At 61.0% G+C, this 18,220-nt stretch carries 19 protein-coding genes and 1 pseudogene; 18 read left to right on the top strand and 2 right to left on the bottom strand.

Features of this window, described 5'->3' with window-relative positions; genetic code table 11:
* Positions 1 to 44 precede the first annotated feature (44 nt).
* From QA644_RS28780 to QA644_RS28745, 8 genes are all read left to right on the top strand, one after another.
* Positions 45 to 1,292, top strand: a complete 1,248-nt coding sequence (locus tag QA644_RS28780) for a transposase (RefSeq protein ID WP_283072656.1) — start codon at positions 45 to 47, stop codon at positions 1,290 to 1,292.
* 174 nt (positions 1,293 to 1,466) lie between these two features.
* Entirely contained in the window at positions 1,467 to 2,372 is a 906-nt protein-coding gene (locus QA644_RS28775; RefSeq protein ID WP_283072655.1) for a S1C family serine protease, read from the top strand.
* 113 nt (positions 2,373 to 2,485) lie between these two features.
* Entirely contained in the window at positions 2,486 to 3,544 is a 1,059-nt protein-coding gene (locus QA644_RS28770) for a LacI family DNA-binding transcriptional regulator (protein WP_283074044.1), read from the top strand.
* A gap of 4 nt (positions 3,545 to 3,548) precedes the next feature.
* Positions 3,549 to 4,505 carry a substrate-binding domain-containing protein gene (locus tag QA644_RS28765; protein ID WP_239600431.1) on the top strand — a complete coding sequence of 319 codons (957 nt, stop codon included), beginning with the start codon at positions 3,549 to 3,551 and terminating at the stop codon, positions 4,503 to 4,505.
* On the top strand, positions 4,502 to 5,314 hold the full coding sequence (locus QA644_RS28760) for an ATP-binding cassette domain-containing protein (protein ID WP_074072197.1): 813 nt from the start codon (positions 4,502 to 4,504) through the stop codon (positions 5,312 to 5,314). Before QA644_RS28765 ends, QA644_RS28760 begins: the two co-directional genes overlap by 4 nt.
* Positions 5,311 to 6,315 (top strand): ABC transporter permease, encoded by a 1,005-nt coding sequence (locus QA644_RS28755; RefSeq protein ID WP_194730925.1) that lies wholly within the window; start codon positions 5,311 to 5,313, stop codon positions 6,313 to 6,315. Before QA644_RS28760 ends, QA644_RS28755 begins: the two co-directional genes overlap by 4 nt.
* A 3-nt stretch (positions 6,316 to 6,318) precedes the next feature.
* A complete protein-coding gene (locus QA644_RS28750; protein ID WP_283074043.1) occupies positions 6,319 to 7,386 on the top strand; it encodes a phosphotriesterase in 1,068 nt (355 codons plus the stop codon).
* Between the two features lie 33 nt (positions 7,387 to 7,419).
* Positions 7,420 to 8,190 (top strand): glutamine amidotransferase, encoded by a 771-nt coding sequence (locus QA644_RS28745; protein ID WP_194730926.1) that lies wholly within the window; start codon positions 7,420 to 7,422, stop codon positions 8,188 to 8,190.
* Between the two features lie 3 nt (positions 8,191 to 8,193).
* Here QA644_RS28745 and QA644_RS28740 read toward each other — a convergent pair whose 3' ends face one another.
* The gene (locus QA644_RS28740) at positions 8,194 to 9,090 is read right to left on the bottom strand and encodes a ribokinase (RefSeq protein ID WP_283072654.1); all 897 of its coding nucleotides are present in this window, start codon (positions 9,088 to 9,090) and stop codon (positions 8,194 to 8,196) included.
* Positions 9,091 to 9,114: 24 nt separating this feature from the next.
* Between QA644_RS28740 and QA644_RS28735 the strand changes: the two genes are divergently transcribed.
* The 4 genes and pseudogenes from QA644_RS28735 (at position 9,115) to QA644_RS28720 (ending at position 11,616) form a co-directional block, all read left to right on the top strand.
* Entirely contained in the window at positions 9,115 to 9,957 is an 843-nt protein-coding gene (locus QA644_RS28735; RefSeq protein WP_074072192.1) for a BtpA/SgcQ family protein, read from the top strand.
* Between the two features lie 17 nt (positions 9,958 to 9,974).
* Positions 9,975 to 10,607 (top strand): TenA family protein, encoded by a 633-nt coding sequence (locus QA644_RS28730; RefSeq protein ID WP_283072653.1) that lies wholly within the window; start codon positions 9,975 to 9,977, stop codon positions 10,605 to 10,607.
* Between the two features lie 252 nt (positions 10,608 to 10,859).
* A pseudogene (locus QA644_RS28725) lies at positions 10,860 to 11,039 on the top strand (hypothetical protein); the annotation flags it as partial.
* A gap of 115 nt (positions 11,040 to 11,154) precedes the next feature.
* Positions 11,155 to 11,616, top strand: coding sequence for a YbhB/YbcL family Raf kinase inhibitor-like protein (locus QA644_RS28720; protein ID WP_194730929.1), 462 nt, complete (start codon positions 11,155 to 11,157; stop codon positions 11,614 to 11,616).
* 100 nt (positions 11,617 to 11,716) lie between these two features.
* Here QA644_RS28720 and QA644_RS28715 read toward each other — a convergent pair whose 3' ends face one another.
* A complete protein-coding gene (locus tag QA644_RS28715) occupies positions 11,717 to 12,157 on the bottom strand; it encodes a DUF2267 domain-containing protein (RefSeq protein WP_239600437.1) in 441 nt (146 codons plus the stop codon).
* A 248-nt stretch (positions 12,158 to 12,405) separates the two neighbouring features.
* Here QA644_RS28715 and QA644_RS28710 point away from each other — a divergent pair, with 248 nt between their 5' ends.
* From QA644_RS28710 to QA644_RS28685, 6 genes are all read left to right on the top strand, one after another.
* Positions 12,406 to 12,849: a CBS domain-containing protein gene (locus QA644_RS28710; RefSeq protein ID WP_239600438.1), complete on the top strand. Its 444-nt coding sequence runs from the start codon at positions 12,406 to 12,408 to the stop codon at positions 12,847 to 12,849.
* Between the two features lie 190 nt (positions 12,850 to 13,039).
* Complete coding sequence (locus QA644_RS28705; RefSeq protein WP_283072652.1) at positions 13,040 to 13,783, top strand: FadR/GntR family transcriptional regulator; 744 nt, start codon at positions 13,040 to 13,042, stop codon at positions 13,781 to 13,783.
* 29 nt (positions 13,784 to 13,812) lie between these two features.
* On the top strand, positions 13,813 to 14,796 hold the full coding sequence (gene denD, locus QA644_RS28700; RefSeq protein ID WP_283072651.1) for a D-erythronate dehydrogenase: 984 nt from the start codon (positions 13,813 to 13,815) through the stop codon (positions 14,794 to 14,796).
* Between the two features lies 1 nt (position 14,797).
* On the top strand, positions 14,798 to 15,574 hold the full coding sequence (locus tag QA644_RS28695) for an SDR family oxidoreductase (RefSeq protein ID WP_283072650.1): 777 nt from the start codon (positions 14,798 to 14,800) through the stop codon (positions 15,572 to 15,574).
* 106 nt (positions 15,575 to 15,680) lie between these two features.
* Entirely contained in the window at positions 15,681 to 16,748 is a 1,068-nt protein-coding gene (gene ugpC / locus QA644_RS28690) for a sn-glycerol-3-phosphate ABC transporter ATP-binding protein UgpC (RefSeq protein ID WP_283072649.1), read from the top strand.
* Between the two features lie 128 nt (positions 16,749 to 16,876).
* The gene (locus QA644_RS28685; protein WP_239600439.1) at positions 16,877 to 18,190 is read left to right on the top strand and encodes an ABC transporter substrate-binding protein; all 1,314 of its coding nucleotides are present in this window, start codon (positions 16,877 to 16,879) and stop codon (positions 18,188 to 18,190) included.
* Positions 18,191 to 18,220 lie beyond the last annotated feature (30 nt).

Genomic DNA, 18,220 nt, shown 5'->3' with positions numbered 1-18,220 from the left:
CGATCCACGGTTGCGCTCCTTGGAGCAATTGATAGAATCGTAACATGATCCACCGCGCTTTCCGCTACAAGCTCGCTCCGACCGCCGAACAGGAAGTCCTGTTGCGGCAGTTCGCGGGTGTTGTGCGGCTGGTCTATAATCTGGCGCTGGAGCAGCGCAGGGACTGGTGGCGGCATTACCGGCGGCAGACCGGGAACCGCTTGAACGACATCGCCCAGGCGCGGGAATTGACCGCACTGCGGGCCGCGTTCGACTGGATTGCCGCCGTGCATGTGACGCCCCAGCAGCAGGCCCTGCGCGATCTGGATAAGGCGTATGCCAACGTCTTCGCCGGGCGCGCAGGATATCCCGCGCGCCGCAAGAAGGGCGTGAACGGCGCCTTCCGCTTTCAGGGGCGGGAGATCGAGGTCAAGCGCCTGAACGGCAAGTGGTCCGCCGCGCGCCTTCCCAAGATCGGCTGGGTGAAGTTCCGCGACACGCGGCGCCTGCGTGGCAAGACCATGAATGTGACGGTGAGCCTGGCGGCGAACGGCTGGCACATCGCCTTCGCCTGCGAAATCGACCATGCCGTCCCGCAAAACGATTTGCCCGCCGTGGGGATCGACCGGGGCGTGGCGAACACGCTGACGCTTTCGACCGGGGAGCATTGGTGGATGCCTGCCGGCCTTGCGGAGATCGAGCGCAGGAAGCGCCGGGCCCAGCGCGTTCTGGCGCGGCGCAAGCGCGGGTCGCGCCGCCACGCCAAGGCCCGCCGCCGCGTTGCAGCCTTGCAGGCCGGTGCTGCCCGCATCCGGCAGGATTGGCGGCACAAGGCCAGTCTTGATATCGCCCGTCGCTTCGCAACGGTCGTGCTGGAAGACCTCGCCACGCGCAACATGACGCGCAGCGCCAGGGGAACCGTGGACGCGCCCGCAACCAACGTCTGCCAGAAGGCCGGCCTGAACCGGGCGATCCTCGAACAAGGCTGGCACGGCTTTGAAACCGTGTTGGCCGACAAGCTCGAAGAACGGGGCGGATACCTGTGCAAGGTCGATCCCCGCCACACCTCGCAGACCTGTTCGGCCTGCGCCGCCGTGGACAGGGAAAGCCGCGAAAGCCAAGCGTCTTTCCGCTGTTGCCAATGCGGCTTGCGCGCCCATGCCGACCACAATGCTGCAATCAACATCCTGCGTCGGAACACGGCGTCTATGATCGTGGAGGAAGGGCAGCCGCTCTCCGTTGAAGCGATAACGATCGGCGGAGCTTCGCGCCCCCTCGGAAATCCCCCGCTTGCAAGCGGGGGAAGATGTTAAACGGGCGCTCAATTGATCCGGTTACTCTTCGTCTGCTGCATCGGCCTGAAAGCAGATTCGGCTCTTCCGGCTTGTCCTGCCCCGTGACGAGCCATATTTTAGAGGAATGCCAGGCGCCGCATGAAAGCGGTGACGCTTTGCCGTGCGTAAATCTTGCTCATCAGGAACGAAAGCATGAACATCGACAGAATTTTGCGGTCCGTTGTGGCCGTACGTTCTTCAATTCCGGAAGATGCCTTCACGGCGATGACGCTCGGTACCCAAAGGGAGGGAAGCGGCGTGGTGATCCGGGAAAATGGGCTGGTGGTCACGATCGGCTACCTGATCACCGAGGCCGAGGAAGTTTGGCTGACGCGCAATGACGGGTATGTCGTTCCTGCGCATGCGCTTGCCTATGATCAGGAAACCGGCTTCGGTCTGGTGCAGGCGCTTGGGTCGCTTGACGTTCCCGCATTGGATCTTGGGGATGCTGCCGAAGCGGAGGTCGGCGAACCGGTCATGCTTGCTGACGGTATCGGTCAGTTCGTGCAGGCTACGATTGTCGCCAAGCAGGAATTCGCCGGCTATTGGGAATACCTGCTCGAAGAGGCAATTTTCATCGCGCCCGCACACCCTTCCTGGGGAGGTGCGGCACTCATCGGCTCCGACGGCAAACTTCTTGGCATTGGCTCGCTGCGCCTGCAAATGAGCCAAAGGGGACAGAGCGCGGACATCAACATGGTCGTGCCGATCAACCTGCTGCCACCCATTCTTGATGATCTGCTCACGCGCGGCCAAGTGAACAAGCCGCCACGTCCCTGGCTCGGAGCCTTCTCTGCCGAAAGTAATGGCGACGTGGTGGTCATGAGCGTGGCTGAAGGGGGTCCGGCGGCTCAAGCGGGATTGCGTGAGGGAGATATCATCTCGGAGATACGGGATGGGGAGGTCGCCGGTCTTGCCGACTTTTACCGCAAGCTATGGAGGAGCGGCCCCGCCGGCGTGGAGATCCCCATGAGGATATTGCGCGACGGCCGCGAGGCATGGCTGCGTGTCAAGTCGGCCGACCGCAACAGTTTTCTTCGAAAGCCGCAGTTGCAGTAATGAAGCTGCACTCGTGTTTGGCAACCGCAATAACGCGCACAAAGTCCGCTTGACTCATAAAGGGATCGGTGACCTAAATGGTAAATCGGTTTACTAAAGCGGTTTACAAGGCGATGGCGAATGAGCGTGTCACCAGTCTGAAGGATGTCGCCGGTGCTGCCGGCGTTTCCGTGACGACGGTCTCGCGACTGCTGAACGGATCGCTCGAGCTTCCCCACGAGACGAAGAAGAGGATCGAGGATGCGATCCGTGATCTCAACTATCAGCCCAATCCGCACGCCCGGCGCCTAAGCCGCGGGCGCTCGGATACGATCGGTCTCGTGGTGCCCGACATCGCCAATCCGTTCTTCGCAACGCTTGTCGCGGCGGTGGAGGAGGAGGCGGACCGCCGCGAGCTTGCCGTCTCACTCTACGCGACGCTGAACCGCTCTGGCCGCGAGGTTGCCTATCTTCAGCTTATCGAGCGCAACCACGTCGATGGATTGATCTTCGTCACCAACCATCCGGATGACGGGCAACTCGGGGCGCTCATCAACCGCACCGGCAAGGTTGTTGTCGTGGACGAAGACGTCCCGGATGCGCTGGCACCGAAGCTCTTCTGCGACAACGACAGGGGCGGCTATCTGGCAGGAACGCACCTTGCGGAGATGGGGCATCGCCGCGTCCTTTTCATCGGCGGGCCTGAACGGATGATCAGCGCACAGCGCCGTTTCCAAGGGCTCGAAAGGGCGATGTACGAACTGTGGGGTGCTGTTGCCGTGTTGCTCAACTACAAGGGCGAATACACCGTCGCCTTCGGGCGGGAAGCCGCCAAGCGCTTCATAGCCGAGGGCATGCCCGCCAGCGCGATCTTCGCGAGTTCGGATGAAATCGCCATCGGTCTCATTGAAGTCTTGCGCAGCCAAGGCATTTCGATCCCGCAGGACGTGTCGGTCGTTGGCTTCGACGACGTCGGGCCGCTGCATCTTTTTGCGCCGCCGCTGACGGCCATCCGCCAGCCCGTTCGGCAGATCGGCCAGCGCGCGCTGTCGTTGCTTCTTGAGACAAACTGGCAGGAGCGTGCCCCGTCCGCTGTGGAAGAGCTCCTGCCGGTCGAAATCGTCGTGCGGAATTCCGTTGCGCCGCCGGCGAATCCAAAAACCGCAATGGACAAAAAAAGAACCAGAGGATGAGAACATGACCCGGACTATCAAACGCAGAACATTTACAGCCGCTCTCGGCTTCACCGCATTGGCAACCGCCTCGCTCGCAGGCTTGGGCGCAAGTGCGCAGGAAAAGACCTTTGCGCTGGTGCAGATCAACCAGCAGGCATTGTTTTTCAACCAGATGAACGAGGGTGCCCAGAAGGCGGCCGATGCAGCAGGCGTAAAACTCGTGATCTTCAATGCCAACAACGATCCGGCTGCCCAAAACAGCGCAATCGAGACTTACATCCAGCAGAAAGTCGCCGGTCTTGCCGTCGTTGCCATCGACGTCAACGGTATCATGCCGGCCGTCAAGCAGGCGGCAGACGCCGGTATCCCCGTGGTCGCGATCGATGCAATCCTCCCTGAAGGCCCCCAGAAGGCGCAGATCGGCGTCGACAACGCCAAGGCCGGCGCTGATATGGGCAAATTCTTCCTCGACTATGTCAAGGCGAACATGGACGGCAAGGCAAAGGTCGGTGTCGTCGGTGCGCTGAATTCGTTCATCCAGAACGTCCGCCAGGAGGGCTTTGAAAAGACGCTCGAAGGTGTCTCCGGCATCGAAAAGGCTGGCGTCGTCGATGGTCAGAACATTCAGGACAATGCGCTTGCCGCCGCCGAGAACCTGATCACCGGCAATCCGGATATGACCGCCGTCTATGCGACCGGCGAACCGGCGCTGATGGGAGCCATCGCCGCTGTCGAAAGCCAGGGCAAGCAGGATGCCATCAAGGTGTTCGGCTGGGATCTCACTGCCCAGGCGATCGCCGGCATCGACGCCGGTTACGTTGCCGCCGTGATACAGCAGGATCCGGCAGCCATGGGTGCTGCGGCCGTCGACGCGCTGAAGAAGGTCTCGGATGGCGGTTCGGTCGATAAGAACATCGCGGTTCCCGTGACCATCGTCACCAAGGAGAACGTGGAACCATACAGGGCCGTTTTTAAATGATCAGCCACGGACAGCACCCAAGCGCGGTCTCCGGAACCGGGGGAGCCATGCTCTCCCGGCAATCCGGGGCGGCGACAAAACGGCCGCGCATATCGCTCCGCGATATCCGCAAGACCTTCGGCTCGCACCAGGCGCTGCGCGGCGTCGACCTCGACCTTTACCCCGGGGAATGCCTCGGCCTTGTAGGCGACAATGCGGCAGGTAAGTCAACGCTTACTAAAATTATCTCCGGCACCTATATCCCCGACGGTGGAACGATCTCGATCGATGGAGAAGAGGTGCGTTTTTCCGGTCCGGCCGAGGCCCGCTCGCGCAATATAGAGATGGTCTTCCAGGACTTGAGCCTCTGCGATCATATCGATGTGGTCGGCAATCTCTTTCTCGGCCGCGAAATCACCAAGGGACCTTTTCTCGATCGTGCGACCATGCTTTCCGAGGCGCGCAAAATGCTCGATGCGCTGGAAATTCGCATCCCGCGGCTGACTGCAAAGGTCGAAAAGCTTTCCGGTGGCCAGCGCCAGGCCATTGCAATTGCCCGGGCCGCCTCCTTCAATCCCAAGGTTCTGATCATGGACGAGCCGACATCGGCACTTGCCGTTGCCGAGGTGGAAGCCGTGCTCTCGCTGATCAACCGCGTCAAGGCGAAGGGCGTTTCCGTTGTCCTCATCACCCATCGCCTGCAGGACCTCTTCCGGGTCTGCGACCGGATTGCCGTCATGTACGAAGGCACCAAAGTCGCCGAGCGCGAGATCGGCAAGACCGATCTGGAGGATCTCGTGAAGCTCATCGTCGGAGGAGAAAGGCAGTGACCGTCTATACCGAACGCGCCAAAGGCTCGCCGCTTGCCGACTTCTTTGCCGAGCACGCGCAGGTCCTGTCGATTGCCTTTTTCTTCCTCGCCTGTGTGGCCTTCTTTGCAGTCACGACCGATACGTTCATGACCGTTGGAAATCTCCTGAATGTCGTACGGCAGGCGGCGCCGATTCTTATTGTGGCCGTCGCGATGACCCTGGTCATCGTCACCGGCGGTATCGATCTGTCGGTCGGGTCGCAGGTGGCGCTCGTCAACGCCGTGGCGGCGATCATTCTCGCCATGGGTTACCCCTGGCCGCTCGTTGTCGCGGGTATGCTGACCTTCGGGGCGCTGATGGGCATAGCGCAGGGATGGTTCGTTGCCTATCAGGGAATCCCGGCCTTCATCGTCACGCTGGCGGGACTTTCGATCCTGCGCGGCCTGGCGCTTTATCTGACGCAGGGCTATTCGATCCCGATCAAGGACGTGCCGGGTTTCTTCTGGCTGGGACGCGGCCAGTTTATCGGCTTGCCGGTCCCTGCGCTGATCGCCATTCTCGTTGCCGCCATCGGCTATGTCGTGATCTCCTCGACCAAATATGGACGCCAGGTTGTGGCCGTCGGCTCCAACATGGAAGCAGCACGCCGCGTCGGCATGCCGGCGCAGTGGATCATTGCCTCGGTCTATCTCGTTTCCGGCGCGGCCTCGGCGCTGGCCGGGCTGTTGATTGCGGCGCGTCTTGGCTCCGGCTCATCAAACGCAGCCGTCGGTTTCGAACTGCAGGTCGTCGCGGCCGTGGTGCTCGGCGGTACGTCGCTGATGGGTGGCCGCGGCACGATCCTCGGCACGGTACTCGGAACGCTGACCATCGCGGTGATCGGCAATGGCCTCATCCTGATGCACATCTCGCCGTTCTTCACCCAGATCGTGACCGGTGCAATCATCCTTCTGGCGATCTGGCTCAATACCCGCATCTTCACCACCAGTTTCCGTTTCGGCGGCAAGAAGAAGGGCTGAGTGATGAAAGGTGAACTCTCCGAAGGCCATATCCGATCCGGCAAGGTGATGACCGTTGCCGGGCCGGTTGCAGCTGATGCGCTCGGCGTTACGCTGATGCACGAGCACGTCCTCAACGACTGCCGTTGCTGGTGGCATCCACCAAAGACGCCGGAGCGGCAATATCTTGCCGAAGGTTTCGTTTGCATGGAGATTCTCGGTGAGCTCCGCCAGGACCCGTTCGTCAATAAGCACAACATAACGTTGGACGACGAGCCGCTGGCCATTGCCGAGCTTGAGGATTTCGCGAAGGAAGGCGGCAGGACGGTCGTCGAGCCGACATGCCAGGGCATCGGCCGCAACCCGCTGGCGCTCAGGCGCATTGCCAAGGCCACGGGACTCAATATCGTGATGGGTGCGGGCTATTACCTGGCCTCGTCGCATCCGGCCAAGGTTGCTGGCATGAGTGTCGCAGAGATTGCCGATGAGATCGTCTGTGAGGCTCTTGAGGGTGCTCAAGGCACGGATGTGAAGATCGGTCTCATCGGCGAGATTGGCGTCTCTTCCGACTTCACCGCGCAGGAGGAAAAATCCCTACGCGGCGCAACCCAAGCACACTGCCGCACAGGTCTGCCGCTGATGGTCCATTTGCCCGGCTGGTTCCGGCTCGGCCACAAGGTGCTCGACATCGTGGCCAAGGAGGGTGGCGATCTCCGCCACACCGTTCTCTGCCACATGAATCCCTCGCATGACGATCTCGGCTATCAGGGCGAGATCGCTTCGCGCGGCGCGTTCCTCGAATACGACATGATCGGCATGGATTTCTTCTATGCCGACCAGCAGGTGCAATGCCCGAGCGACGAGGAGGCTGCACGGGCCATCGTCAAGCTCGTCGAGATGGGACACGCCGGCCGTATCCTGCTGTCGCACGACGTTTTCCTGAAGATGATGCTGACGAAATACGGCGGCAACGGCTATGCCTACGTCCTCAGGCATTTCATCCCGCGCCTCAAACGCCACGGCCTCAATGACCGGATCATCGGCCAAATGATGCGCGACAATCCACGGTCGGTCTTCCAGGCTGCTGCCTGACGGCTGGATTCCATCAAAGAAACGGTAAGGACAATGACAAAGAAAGTACTCCTCGTCGGTGAAAGCTGGGTCAGTTCGGCCACCCACTACAAGGGCTTCGACCAGTTCGGCAGCGTAACTTTCCATTTGGGCGCCGAGCCGCTGGTCAAGGCGCTTCAGGGTAGCGAATTCGAACTGACCTACATGCCGGCGCACGAGGCGGTGGAAAAATTTCCCTTCGGCATGGCCGGGCTTGACGCCTATGACGCGGTCATCCTGTCAGACATCGGCGCGAACTCGCTGCTCCTGCCGCCGGCGGTCTGGCTGCAGTCGAAGACGGTGCCGAACCGGCTGAAACTCATCAAGGCCTGGGTCGAGAAGGGCGGCGCGCTGTTGATGGTCGGCGGCTACTTCTCGTTTCAGGGGATCGACGGCAAGGCGCGCTGGCGCCGCACGCCGGTCGAAGACGTCTTGCCCGTCACCTGCCTTCCCTATGACGATCGCGTTGAAATGCCGGAAGGATCGACGGCCGTTGTCCTGAAGCCGGAACATCCAGTCATGGCCGGGCTTGACGGCGAATGGCCGCTGCTTCTCGGCGTCAACGAAGTGGAACTGCGCGACCGTGCCGATATTGAGGTGCTTGCCCGCCTGCCGGAGGATCAGGGGAGCCATCCCTTGCTGGTGCTGGGTTCGCATGGCAAGGGCCGCACGGCCGCCTGGACCTCCGATATCGGTCCTCACTGGCTGTCGCCGGCTTTTTGCGAGTGGGAAGGGTATGGACGCTTGTGGACCAATCTCCTTGCCTGGATGACCGAGGCGCGCTGAAGCTCAGGCGGCGAGGATGGCATGGAGTTCGGCATTGGTGGGAAACGCAGATCGGGTGCCCCGCCGGCTGACCGTTAAGGCAGCAGCAGTGGTCGCGTGGCGTATGGCGCGGGCATCGAGCGGCACGCCGCGCAAGGCACAAGAGGCGAGTGCCGTGCCCATGAAGGTGTCACCGGCGCCCGTCGTATCGATGGCGGTGACGGGGGCTGCCGGGATCTTAAGGGTGCCTGCCCGGCTTGCGAGCATTGCGCCTTCGCCGCCGAGTGTCAGGATAGCATATTTGACCCCCGCAGAGATCAGGGTCGACGCGGCAGCTTGGCCGCCGGTTCCAGTCAAGCTCTCGGCTTCGCCTTTATTCAGAAAGGCGATGTCGATGAGCGGCCAGAGATCGGCGAAAAAGCGACGAAGGGGTGAGGGATTGAAGGCGGTGACCAGCTGTCGGCGCCTGGCTTCTTCAAGGATGCCGCGGGTAACGTCATCGGAAAGGTTGCCCTGCAGGACAACGAGATCGCCAGCGGTACTTTCGGCAAGCGGCCGAATTGCTTCCGAAAGGGTCAGCGAACCGGCAGAATCTGTGGTCGTGACGATGGCATTCTCGCCATCGGGGGTGGTGAAGATGATGGAGAAATCGCTCGCTTTTCCAGCGAGTCGGACCAGTCGCGCGTCGACCGGTTCTTCGGCCAACTGGCTGCGAATGATCTCAGCGCGAAAATCATCGCCGACGGCTGCAACAAGGATGGAGGCAAGACCGGCACGGCCCATCACCACGGCCTGGTTCGCGCCTTTGCCGCCAAGGTCACGGGTTTCCTCGTGACCGAGAATCGAGGCGCCTGCCTCGGGCATGGCCGATACGGAAATGGTTTCGTCCACTGTGACGTTGCCGATGACATAAGCGCGCATGACGGGCTTTCGAAAGGGAAACAGATGCAGGAAATATCCGACAAGACCTCAAGCGCCATACGGGAAATATTCGGGACTGACAAGGCGCTGATCGGCATGATCCATTGCCCCGCCTTTCCCGGCGCGCCGCGTTACCGCGGCAAAGAGATGAACGCCATCTATGACGCCTGCCTGCGCGACGCCGAGGCCCTCATAGAGGGCGGTATGCACGGGCTGATTATCGAAAATCACGGCGACATCCCTTTCTCGAAGCCGGAGGATATCGGCCCGGAGACCGCGGCTTTCATGTCGGTCGTCACCGATCGCATCGCACGGGCCGTTGATGTCCCCCTCGGGATTAACGTCCTTGCGAATGCGCCGATCCCATCATTCGCCATCGCCATGGCCGGCGGCGCGAAGTTCATCCGGGTCAACCAGTGGGCCAACGCCTATGTCGCGAATGAGGGCTTCATTGAAGGCCGCGCGGCGCAGGCGATGCGCTACCGGTCGATGCTGAGAGCCGAGCACATTAGGGTTTTCGCCGACAGCCACGTCAAGCATGGCGCACACGCCATCACCGCCGACCGCACGATCAAGGAACTGACCCGCGACCTTGCTTTCTTCGACGCCGATGCCGTGATCGCCACGGGACAGCGCACAGGCAACACGGCGAGCATCGAGGAAATTGAGGAAATCGGCGCAGCGACCCACCTGCCGTTGCTGGTCGGTTCCGGCGTCAGCAAGGAGAATATCGTCAAAATCCTGAGGCGCACCAACGGCGTCATCGTCGCCTCCTCGCTGAAGCACGGCGGCGTGTGGTGGAACCCGGTCGACATCGAGCGCGTCAAGGCCTTCGTTGCAGCCGCCAGACCGGCTTTGAAGGGATGAACGGCATCCGGGAGAGTATGTCGGATCAGGTCATCCGGGAAAACCGGTCCGTCTTCGAGGCGATGGTCAGTCATCGCTTTGTCGAGGACATCAAGGCGGGTCGCCTGTCGAAGGAAGTCTTCGACAGATACCTCGTTTACGAGGGTGCCTTTGTCGAAACTGCCATCTCCATGTTCGCCTATGCAACGGCCAAGGCAGAGACCATTGCGCAGAAGCGATGGCTGATCGGTGTGCTTGACACGCTCGCCAATCAGCAGACTGCCTATTTCGAGAAGACCTTCGCCGCACGCGGGATCGATCCCACAGCCTTCGATGTCGATCGTCCGGAGGTGGCGGACTTCCGCAACGGCATGCTGGAGATCGCAAGATCCGGAGGCTTCCTCGACACGATCGCCGCCATGTTTGCTGCTGAATGGATGTATTGGACCTGGTCGAGACAGGCGGCCGAATGCCGGATCGACGATCCATTGCTCAAGGAATGGGTGGACCTCCACGCCCACGAGGATTTTGCCGCCCAGGCGCGCTGGCTTAAGGCGGAGCTCGACCTTGCAGCCGATCCCCTCGATCCCGTCGAGCGGTCGCGGCTCAGCAGCATCTTCGGCCGGGTCCAGCAGCTGGAGATCGGTTTTCACGACGCGCCCTATCGATAGTGGAGAATGCCCATGACACAGGCGGTTGGCATCGCTGGCGAGGGACCCGTGAGACGGCTCATGGCGTCGAGGCGGTCGCCCGGACAAAAACAAGGGGGTGCCGGTTTGCTCCGGGCTGCGTAGGCTCGATGGCGTCTTTGCTGGGCGCGATCCCGCGAACTGGGATAGCAGTCGAGCCACAGATGGGGCGCTCTTCGAAAGCTACTAAGCCTTCCGGAAGCAGCTGGCGGGCTTAGTCGCGCCATGCTGGGCTTCCGATATCGCAACAAGATCGGTCTGTCGGTGGCGATCGAAGGCCTCCAAAAAGCGCTTCGCCAGCCTAAGGTGGCGGCAGGCGAAATTGCTAGACAGGCCGAGCGTGGCGGTGTCTTCACCGTCGGGCCGTATCTCGAGGCGCTGACTGCCAATGGCTACCGACGATCCTCAAGATAAAGCTGCCGAAAAGCCATCAATTCGGGAACAATACCGCTGTCTTCAGGTTGATCTTGCTTCAACACAAAAGCCCCAGAGGCTGCGCGTGAGGCAGCAGGATGAAAGGAGAAGCGCAATGGCACTGACCCTGATGAGCCCGGCATTCACACAGGATAATCCCATTCCCAAGAAATATGCGCGCTCCGGCGAAAATCTGTTCCCGCCTCTCAAGTGGGGCGGGGCTCCGCAAGGAACGAGAAGCTTTGCCTTGATCGTCGAAGACCCGGACGCGCCGCGCGGCACCTTCCGCCATTGTGGCATAGCCAATATCCCATCCGATTGGGATGCTCTGGCCGAAAGCGCCGATACCGCACCGGAAAACGCGCCACGCTTTTACACGAATGATTTCGGCAATGCGCGCTATGATGGTCCGCAGCCACCACGGGGCGACAAGGCGCATCACTATATCTTTCGCCTTGCCGCGCTCGACGTCCCGAGGCTTTCGGTTCCCGGCGACGCCGGTATCGCTTCGATGTGGAACGAAGCAAGGAAACATATGCTCGCCGAGGCAAGCATTACCGGGACCTATCAGACCTAGGATGAGCTGATTTCATTTGATCCGACTTGGCAAGTGCTGATCGGGCAGCGCAATGCGCCCGAGGTTCCGGCGAAAAGGGCGGCGGCCCGCTGGTCCGCCGCTATCTTACGCCGACGCTGTCGGGCCACAAAGCCTGAATCTCCTTGGGCAGTGCGTCGCGCACCTTCGCCGATTGGCCGAGATCGACATGACGGGCAAGAACGTGGAAAACCGATTTCGCCGCATCGGCGGGATCGACCGGACGAATGGATTTTAGCCCTTCGGCGACACGCTCGAGGAATTCATCGCGTGAACGCGTCTTGTCCGGCATCTGGGAAGGTCGATACTGATCATAGTAGATGCCGCGAACGATGAGCGGCAGTTCTGCGCCGAGATGGGCCGCAAGGTCCGGCGAAAGCCTGTCGCGCAAGGCCTTAAGGACGGCGCCCAGAATATGCCATGCGACGTGCCGGTCGGGACCATGGTCGGCCATGATTTCGTTCAGCCAGATATTGGTGGTTTGCAGTGTCTTGTCGAAGACATCGAGACCGGTTGTGCTCATATTGAGACCCTCCTTTGCAAGGGGCCGGTCGAAGCCCGAACATCCTTCTCAAAGAGCACAACTGCAATTGGCTGCAATTGTTTCGTCATTCGCAAAGAAAACGGCCGTGGAGCGTCTATATGCGGGCAATTGCCTGGCGTGAGCGTCCAAATTGCTGACAGGGACGTTAATCGATGACGCTTGGAACATTGCCGAGCCAGATACGTTGGACTTCTGTAGAAATCCATACAAGGCGGAGGATAAAAATCATGAAAGTGAGCGAAGTGATGACGCGCGACGTCCGGCTCGTCAGGCCGGGTGACACGATTGAGGAAGCGGCAAAGATCATGGCCGAACTCGACGCCGGCGTCGTGCCGGTCGAGGATAATGACCGGCTCGTTGGCATGCTGACGGATCGCGACATCGCGGTTCGCGCCATTGCCCAGGGGCAGGGACCTGAGGCGAAGGTCGGCGATATCATGACGTCCGAAGTCAGATACTGCTTTGATGATCAGGACACCGACGAAGTCTGCAAGAACCTTGCCGATCAACAGATCAGGCGCATTCCGGTGGTTAATCGGGACAAACGGCTGGTCGGCATATTGTCGCTTGGCGATCTGGCTACTGTCGCCGAAAAAGCGTCGGCCGGCGCAGCTCTTGCGGGGATATCGCGGCACGGAGGCCACCATTCGCAGTCGAGCGGCCTTCACTAAGCGGCCGCGCGATGAGGCGGAAAGCCGGGTGGCGGCACCCGTTCCCGCCGTACCCGGGTGCGCGCCGTTACGCGGCGCGCGCCCCCAAATGCTGCAATGCGGCGACGAATATCTCTTGACGGCCGTCCTGCTGTAACCTTTACTCAACTGATCTGGTGGACCAACCAGTGGATCAGTGACGGCGGGGACCATGGACGAGAGCCCGATATTGACGCAGGTACCGAATGTCGGGCGAAGCCTTTCCCGCCAGACGGCGCGCGACGTCATCGCTGAAAAGCTGATGGTCCTGATTGCCACGAACATGCTTCGGCCGGGCGACGAGCTGCCGGGCGAGCGCGAGCTTGCCAATGTTCTTCACGTTAGCCGGGAAACGGTGCGCGGCGCAATCCAGATGCTGGCCGCCCAAGGCATCATCGAAGTTTCGCACGGCAGCCGCAGCCGCGTCGGCAAGGTCGACCTCAGCCACATCACCGTCACCATCGCATCCCCAAACGCCATCGACAGCTACGATTTGGAATCGGTCCATGCGGCGCGCCTGCATATCGAACTCAAGATCGTCGGAGATGCCGCCGAAAGGATAGACGCCGAAACGCTGAAAAAGGTGCAGGGCCTCATCGAAGCGCAGCGTCTGGGTGGAGACGATGCAATGCGCTTTCTCATCTGTGACCGTGAATTCCACGTCGCAATCTATCGCGCCTGCGGAAACCCGCTGCTCGCCGACTTCGTCACCGATCTATACACCTACATGATGGACTACCGACGCAACGCCATGTCTCAGCCGGGCGCCATTGAGGCCAGCTACGCCGATCACGTTGCGATCGCCGAGGCCCTTGAACGGCATGACCGGGACGCCGTGATCGCCGCGTTTCGCCATCATCTGACGCGCATTTACGAAACGACCAGGGCTCTTTTGAGCGCCGGCGGTCCCGCGTGAGCCGGACAGCATGAGGAGATTTGCCTGATATGCATGTGATGGTTATCGGCGCAGCCGGCATGATCGGACGCAAACTGGTGGAAAAGCTCGGCTCCAACGCTGAAGCGCTCGGCCGCAGCATCGACAGGCTCACGCTCGTCGATGTCGTTGCTCCGCCGGTGCCTGCCGCACTTGCCTCCGTTTCTAACGCGCTGGCGCTTGATCTCTCGGATGCCGGCGCCGCAGGCACGCTTGCCTCCTTGCGACCGGATCTGATCTTCCATCTCGCGGCGATCGTGTCCGGCGAGGCCGAGGCGGATTTCGACAAAGGCTACCGCGTCAATCTCGACGGCACGCGCTCGCTCTTTGAGGCGATCCGGTTCGAAGGCCAGAAAGAGCCTTACACCCCGCGCCTGATCTTTGCGTCATCCATCGCCGTCTTCGGCCAGCCTTTCCCGGAGAAGATCAGAGATGATTTCTTCACGACGCCGCTGACGAGCTATGGGACGCAGAAGGCAATCTGCGAGCTCCTGTTGGCCGATTATTCACGGCGTGGCATGTTCGACGGCATCGGCATCCGCCTTCCGACGATCTGCATTCGTCCCGGCAAACCCAACAAGGCCGCCTCCGGCTTTTTTTCCAATATCCTGCGCGAGCCGCTGGTCGGCCAGGAGGCCGTGCTCCCCGTCGACGAGAACGTCCGCCACTGGTTTGCAAGCCCCCGTTCGGCGGTCGGCTTCTTCGTCCATGCCGCGCGGATCGACACCAGTAAGATCGGGCCGCGCCGCAATCTGACCATGCCCGGCCTTTCCGCGCTCGTCGGCGAAGAGATCGAGGCGCTGCGCCGCGTTGCCGGAGACAAGGCGGTCAAGCTCATCCGCCGCGAGGCCGACCCCGCCGTTCGTTCGATTGTTTCCGGCTGGGCGACGGATTTCGACGCGCAGCGCGCCACCGCGCTCGGTTTCAAGGCCGAAGCCAATTTCGACGAGATCATCAAGATCCACATAGACGACGAACTCGGGGGTAAAATCTAAGATGCCGCAATCCGCAACCCTGCAGAAAGGCAAGATCGCGCTCGTCACCGGCGGAGGCACCGGCATCGGCCGCAGCATCGCCGGCGCCTTGAGCGCTGAAGGCTATGTCGTCGTCATTACCGGCCGCCGGAGCGATGTTCTGGAAAAAGCCGCCGCCGAGCTTGCTGCCGAAACCGGCGGGACGGTCCGGGCGATGACCTGCGATATCAGCCTTGCCGAGCAGGTGGCAGACCTTTTTGGTCAGATCAAAGCCGAGTTCGGCAGGCTTGACCTTCTCGTCAACAATGCCGGCAGCAATATTCCGGCGATCCCGCTGGAGGACGTCAGCTTCGATCAGTGGAGCGGGGTGGTTGCGGCCAACCTCACCGGCGCCTTTATATGCACCCAGCAGGCTTTCAGGTTGATGAAATCGCAAGAGCCGCGCGGCGGCCGCATCATCAACAACGGATCGATTTCCGCCACGACGCCGAGGCCGAATTCCGCTCCTTATACGGCGACAAAGCATGCGATCACCGGCCTGACGAAATCGGCCGCACTCGACGGACGGCCATACGATATCGCCTGCGGCCAGATCGATATCGGCAATGCCGCAACGGATATGACGTCGAAGATGAGCTCGGGAGTGCTGCAGGCGAATGGAGAGATTGCGAGCGAGCCGACGATCCCGTCCGAGCATATCGCCCGCGCCGTCGTCTATATGGCAAGCCTGCCGTTGGAGGCAAACGTGCTGACGATGACTGTGATGGCGACAAAGATGCCCCTCGTGGGAAGGGGATAGGCATAACCAAGTTGAATTGGCCTGCGCCCTGGCGGTGTTATCCTGGAGGAGGGATGGCCGGGCAGATGAAGGCCGAAGGCGAAGACAAGGTCTGGGAGGGACTTTTATGGCAACTGTCGAGTTCGTCGATGTCAGGAAATCATTCGGGGCGTTCCCCGTCATCAAGGGTGTGAACATCGAGATTGCCGACGGGGAGTTCGTGATCCTGGTCGGGCCGTCCGGATGCGGAAAATCCACGCTTTTGAGAATGCTCGCCGGCCTCGAAAACATATCCGCCGGGGAAATCCGCATCGGCAGCCGCGTCGTCAACGGGCTGGCGCCTGGAGAACGCGACATCGCCATGGTCTTTCAGAACTATGCGCTTTATCCGCACATGACGGTCGCCCAGAACATGGCGTTTTCGCTGATGCTCAAACGTGCGCCGAAGGCGGACATGGATCAGCGCGTGAACAAGGCCGCCGGCATCCTCGGCCTCACCAAACTTCTCGACCGCTATCCACGCCAGCTTTCCGGTGGCCAGCGACAGCGCGTCGCCATGGGCCGGGCGATCGTGCGCGATCCGCAGGTCTTCCTCTTCGACGAACCACTCTCCAACCTCGACGCCAAGCTCCGCGTCGCCATGCGCGCCGAGATCAAGGAGCTTCACCAGCGCCTTAGCACCACGACCGTCTATGTCACCCACGATCAGATCGAGGCAATGACAATGGCCGACAAGATCGTCGTCATGCATGAGGGCGTCGTGGAACAGGTTGGAGCGCCGCTCGATCTTTACGACAATCCGGCGAACCTCTTTGTCGCAGGCTTCATCGGCTCGCCGGCGATGAACATGTTCAAGGGCCGCCTCAATCCGGACAACGCCAACCAGTTCATTGCGTCGGACGGAACGGCCCTGCCGGTTGCAAATCCGCCTGCCGGGGCAAAGGGACGCGATCTGATCTATGGGTTGCGCCCGGAATATATCGCGCTCGATGCCAATGGTCTGCCGGCTGAGATCGTCGTCATCGAGCCGACCGGCTACGAAACGCAGCTGATCGTGAGGTTCGCGGGCGCTGACGTAAGTTGCGTCTTCCGCGAACGCGTCAACGCGCGCCCCGGCGAGACGCTGCGCGTCTCGATCGACGCGCCGCATGTGCATCTCTTCGATGCCGAAAGCGGACAGAGATTGAGTGCCTGATAACGCTTCAGTGGAGACAGGGAAGAAGAGGAGCCTTCCCTGCTCATCCGCCGATGCGATGACCGTCGTTCGCCAAGCGGGAAGGTGAACGCCGGAGAATTCGCTCCCGCTTTTCAAGGAGGAGTATTATGACAATCAAAAGACGTGATTTTCTTGCCGCGTCGGCGGCCGCGGCCGGTATCGCGGGCCTTTCGCCGTTCGGGGTCCGACCGTCTTTCGCCCAGGCCGAACCGAGCTACAAGCCGGAAGAAGGCGCAAGCCTCAGGCTTCTTCGCTGGACGCCCTTCGTCAAGGGAGACGAGGATGCCTGGCTTGCCAACACCAAGAAGTTCACCGAGGCGACCGGCGTCGACGTTCGCGTCGACAAGGAAAGCTGGGAAGATATCCGTCCGAAGGCTGCCGTTGCCGCCAATGTCGGCTCCGGTCCGGACATGGTGATGTGCTGGTTCGACGACGCCCATCAGTATCCCGACAAACTCGTCGACCTGACTGAACTTGCGACCTATCTCGGCAACAAGTACGGCGGCTGGTATGACGGTGTCCGCGGCTATGCAACCCGCGACGACAAGTTCATCGCTATGCCGCTCACGGCGATTGGCAATGCCGTCGTCTACCGCGACAGCCATGTGAAGGCGGCCGGCTTCAGCGAGTTCCCGAAGGATACGGCAGGCTTTCTTGAACTTTGCAAGGCAATGAAGGCCAAGGGCACGCCCGCCGGCTTCCCGCATGGCAAGGCGGTCGGCGACGGCAACAACTATGCCCATTGGCTGCTTTGGAGTCATGGCGGCAAGATGGTGGACGAAAGCGGCAAGGTGACCATCAACAGCCCCGAAACGCTGGCTGCCATCAACTATGCGAAGGAACTCTATGCAACCTTCATCCCGGGCACGGAAAGCTGGCAGGACATCAACAACAACCGGGCATTCCTCGCCGGGCAGGTTTCGCTGATCGCAAACGGTGTGTCGGTCTACTATGCGGCGAAAAAAGATCCAAAGCTTGCCGAAATCGCCGCAGACATGAGAACCACGAACTTCCCGATTGGTCCGGTCGGCAAGAGCGTCGAGCTGCACCAGACGAGCTCGCTGCTTCTCTTCAGCCATACCGAGTACCCGGAAGCTGCAAAAGCCTACATCAAGTTCATGATGGAAGCCGACCAGATGAATGCTTGGATTACAGGTTCCAGCGCCTATTGCTGCCAGCCGCTGAAGGCCTTTTCCGACAATCCCGTCTGGACGTCCGATCCGATCCATGCGCCCTATGCGCGTGCTTCGGAGACGCTGCGGCCGAACGGTTATGCGGGCCCCCTCGGCTATGCTTCGGCAGGCACCATGGCCGACTACGTGCTCGTCGACATGTTCGCCGCTGCTGTAACCGGCCAGATGACGCCGGAAGACGCGATGAAAGAAGCAGAGCGCCGGGCAAACCGCTACTACCGGGTTTAAGCCCGCTTAAAGGTCTGCAGCATGCCGGCG

Origin of the sequence: Rhizobium sp. CC1099 (assembly GCF_029714385.1) — a bacterium.
GTDB lineage: Bacteria > Pseudomonadota > Alphaproteobacteria > Rhizobiales > Rhizobiaceae > Rhizobium.
This window is presented reverse-complemented; position numbering and strand designations above follow the sequence as displayed.

Bases quoted from the DNA above. Each gene is read 5' to 3' on its own strand.
- QA644_RS28780 (WP_283072656.1), top strand. From the start codon at position 45: ATGATCCACCGCGCTTTCCGCTACAAGCTCGCTCCGACCGCCGAACAG.
- QA644_RS28775 (WP_283072655.1), top strand. From the start codon at position 1,467: ATGAACATCGACAGAATTTTGCGGTCCGTTGTGGCCGTACGTTCTTCA.
- QA644_RS28770 (WP_283074044.1), top strand. From the start codon at position 2,486: ATGGCGAATGAGCGTGTCACCAGTCTGAAGGATGTCGCCGGTGCTGCC.
- QA644_RS28765 (WP_239600431.1), top strand. From the start codon at position 3,549: ATGACCCGGACTATCAAACGCAGAACATTTACAGCCGCTCTCGGCTTC.
- QA644_RS28760 (WP_074072197.1), top strand. From the start codon at position 4,502: ATGATCAGCCACGGACAGCACCCAAGCGCGGTCTCCGGAACCGGGGGA.
- QA644_RS28750 (WP_283074043.1), top strand. From the start codon at position 6,319: ATGAAAGGTGAACTCTCCGAAGGCCATATCCGATCCGGCAAGGTGATG.
- QA644_RS28745 (WP_194730926.1), top strand. From the start codon at position 7,420: ATGACAAAGAAAGTACTCCTCGTCGGTGAAAGCTGGGTCAGTTCGGCC.
- QA644_RS28740 (WP_283072654.1), bottom strand. From the start codon at position 9,090: ATGCGCGCTTATGTCATCGGCAACGTCACAGTGGACGAAACCATTTCC.
- QA644_RS28735 (WP_074072192.1), top strand. From the start codon at position 9,115: ATGCAGGAAATATCCGACAAGACCTCAAGCGCCATACGGGAAATATTC.
- QA644_RS28730 (WP_283072653.1), top strand. From the start codon at position 9,975: ATGTCGGATCAGGTCATCCGGGAAAACCGGTCCGTCTTCGAGGCGATG.
- QA644_RS28720 (WP_194730929.1), top strand. From the start codon at position 11,155: ATGGCACTGACCCTGATGAGCCCGGCATTCACACAGGATAATCCCATT.
- QA644_RS28715 (WP_239600437.1), bottom strand. From the start codon at position 12,157: ATGAGCACAACCGGTCTCGATGTCTTCGACAAGACACTGCAAACCACC.
- QA644_RS28710 (WP_239600438.1), top strand. From the start codon at position 12,406: ATGAAAGTGAGCGAAGTGATGACGCGCGACGTCCGGCTCGTCAGGCCG.
- QA644_RS28705 (WP_283072652.1), top strand. From the start codon at position 13,040: ATGGACGAGAGCCCGATATTGACGCAGGTACCGAATGTCGGGCGAAGC.
- denD (WP_283072651.1), top strand. From the start codon at position 13,813: ATGCATGTGATGGTTATCGGCGCAGCCGGCATGATCGGACGCAAACTG.
- QA644_RS28695 (WP_283072650.1), top strand. From the start codon at position 14,798: ATGCCGCAATCCGCAACCCTGCAGAAAGGCAAGATCGCGCTCGTCACC.
- ugpC (WP_283072649.1), top strand. From the start codon at position 15,681: ATGGCAACTGTCGAGTTCGTCGATGTCAGGAAATCATTCGGGGCGTTC.
- QA644_RS28685 (WP_239600439.1), top strand. From the start codon at position 16,877: ATGACAATCAAAAGACGTGATTTTCTTGCCGCGTCGGCGGCCGCGGCC.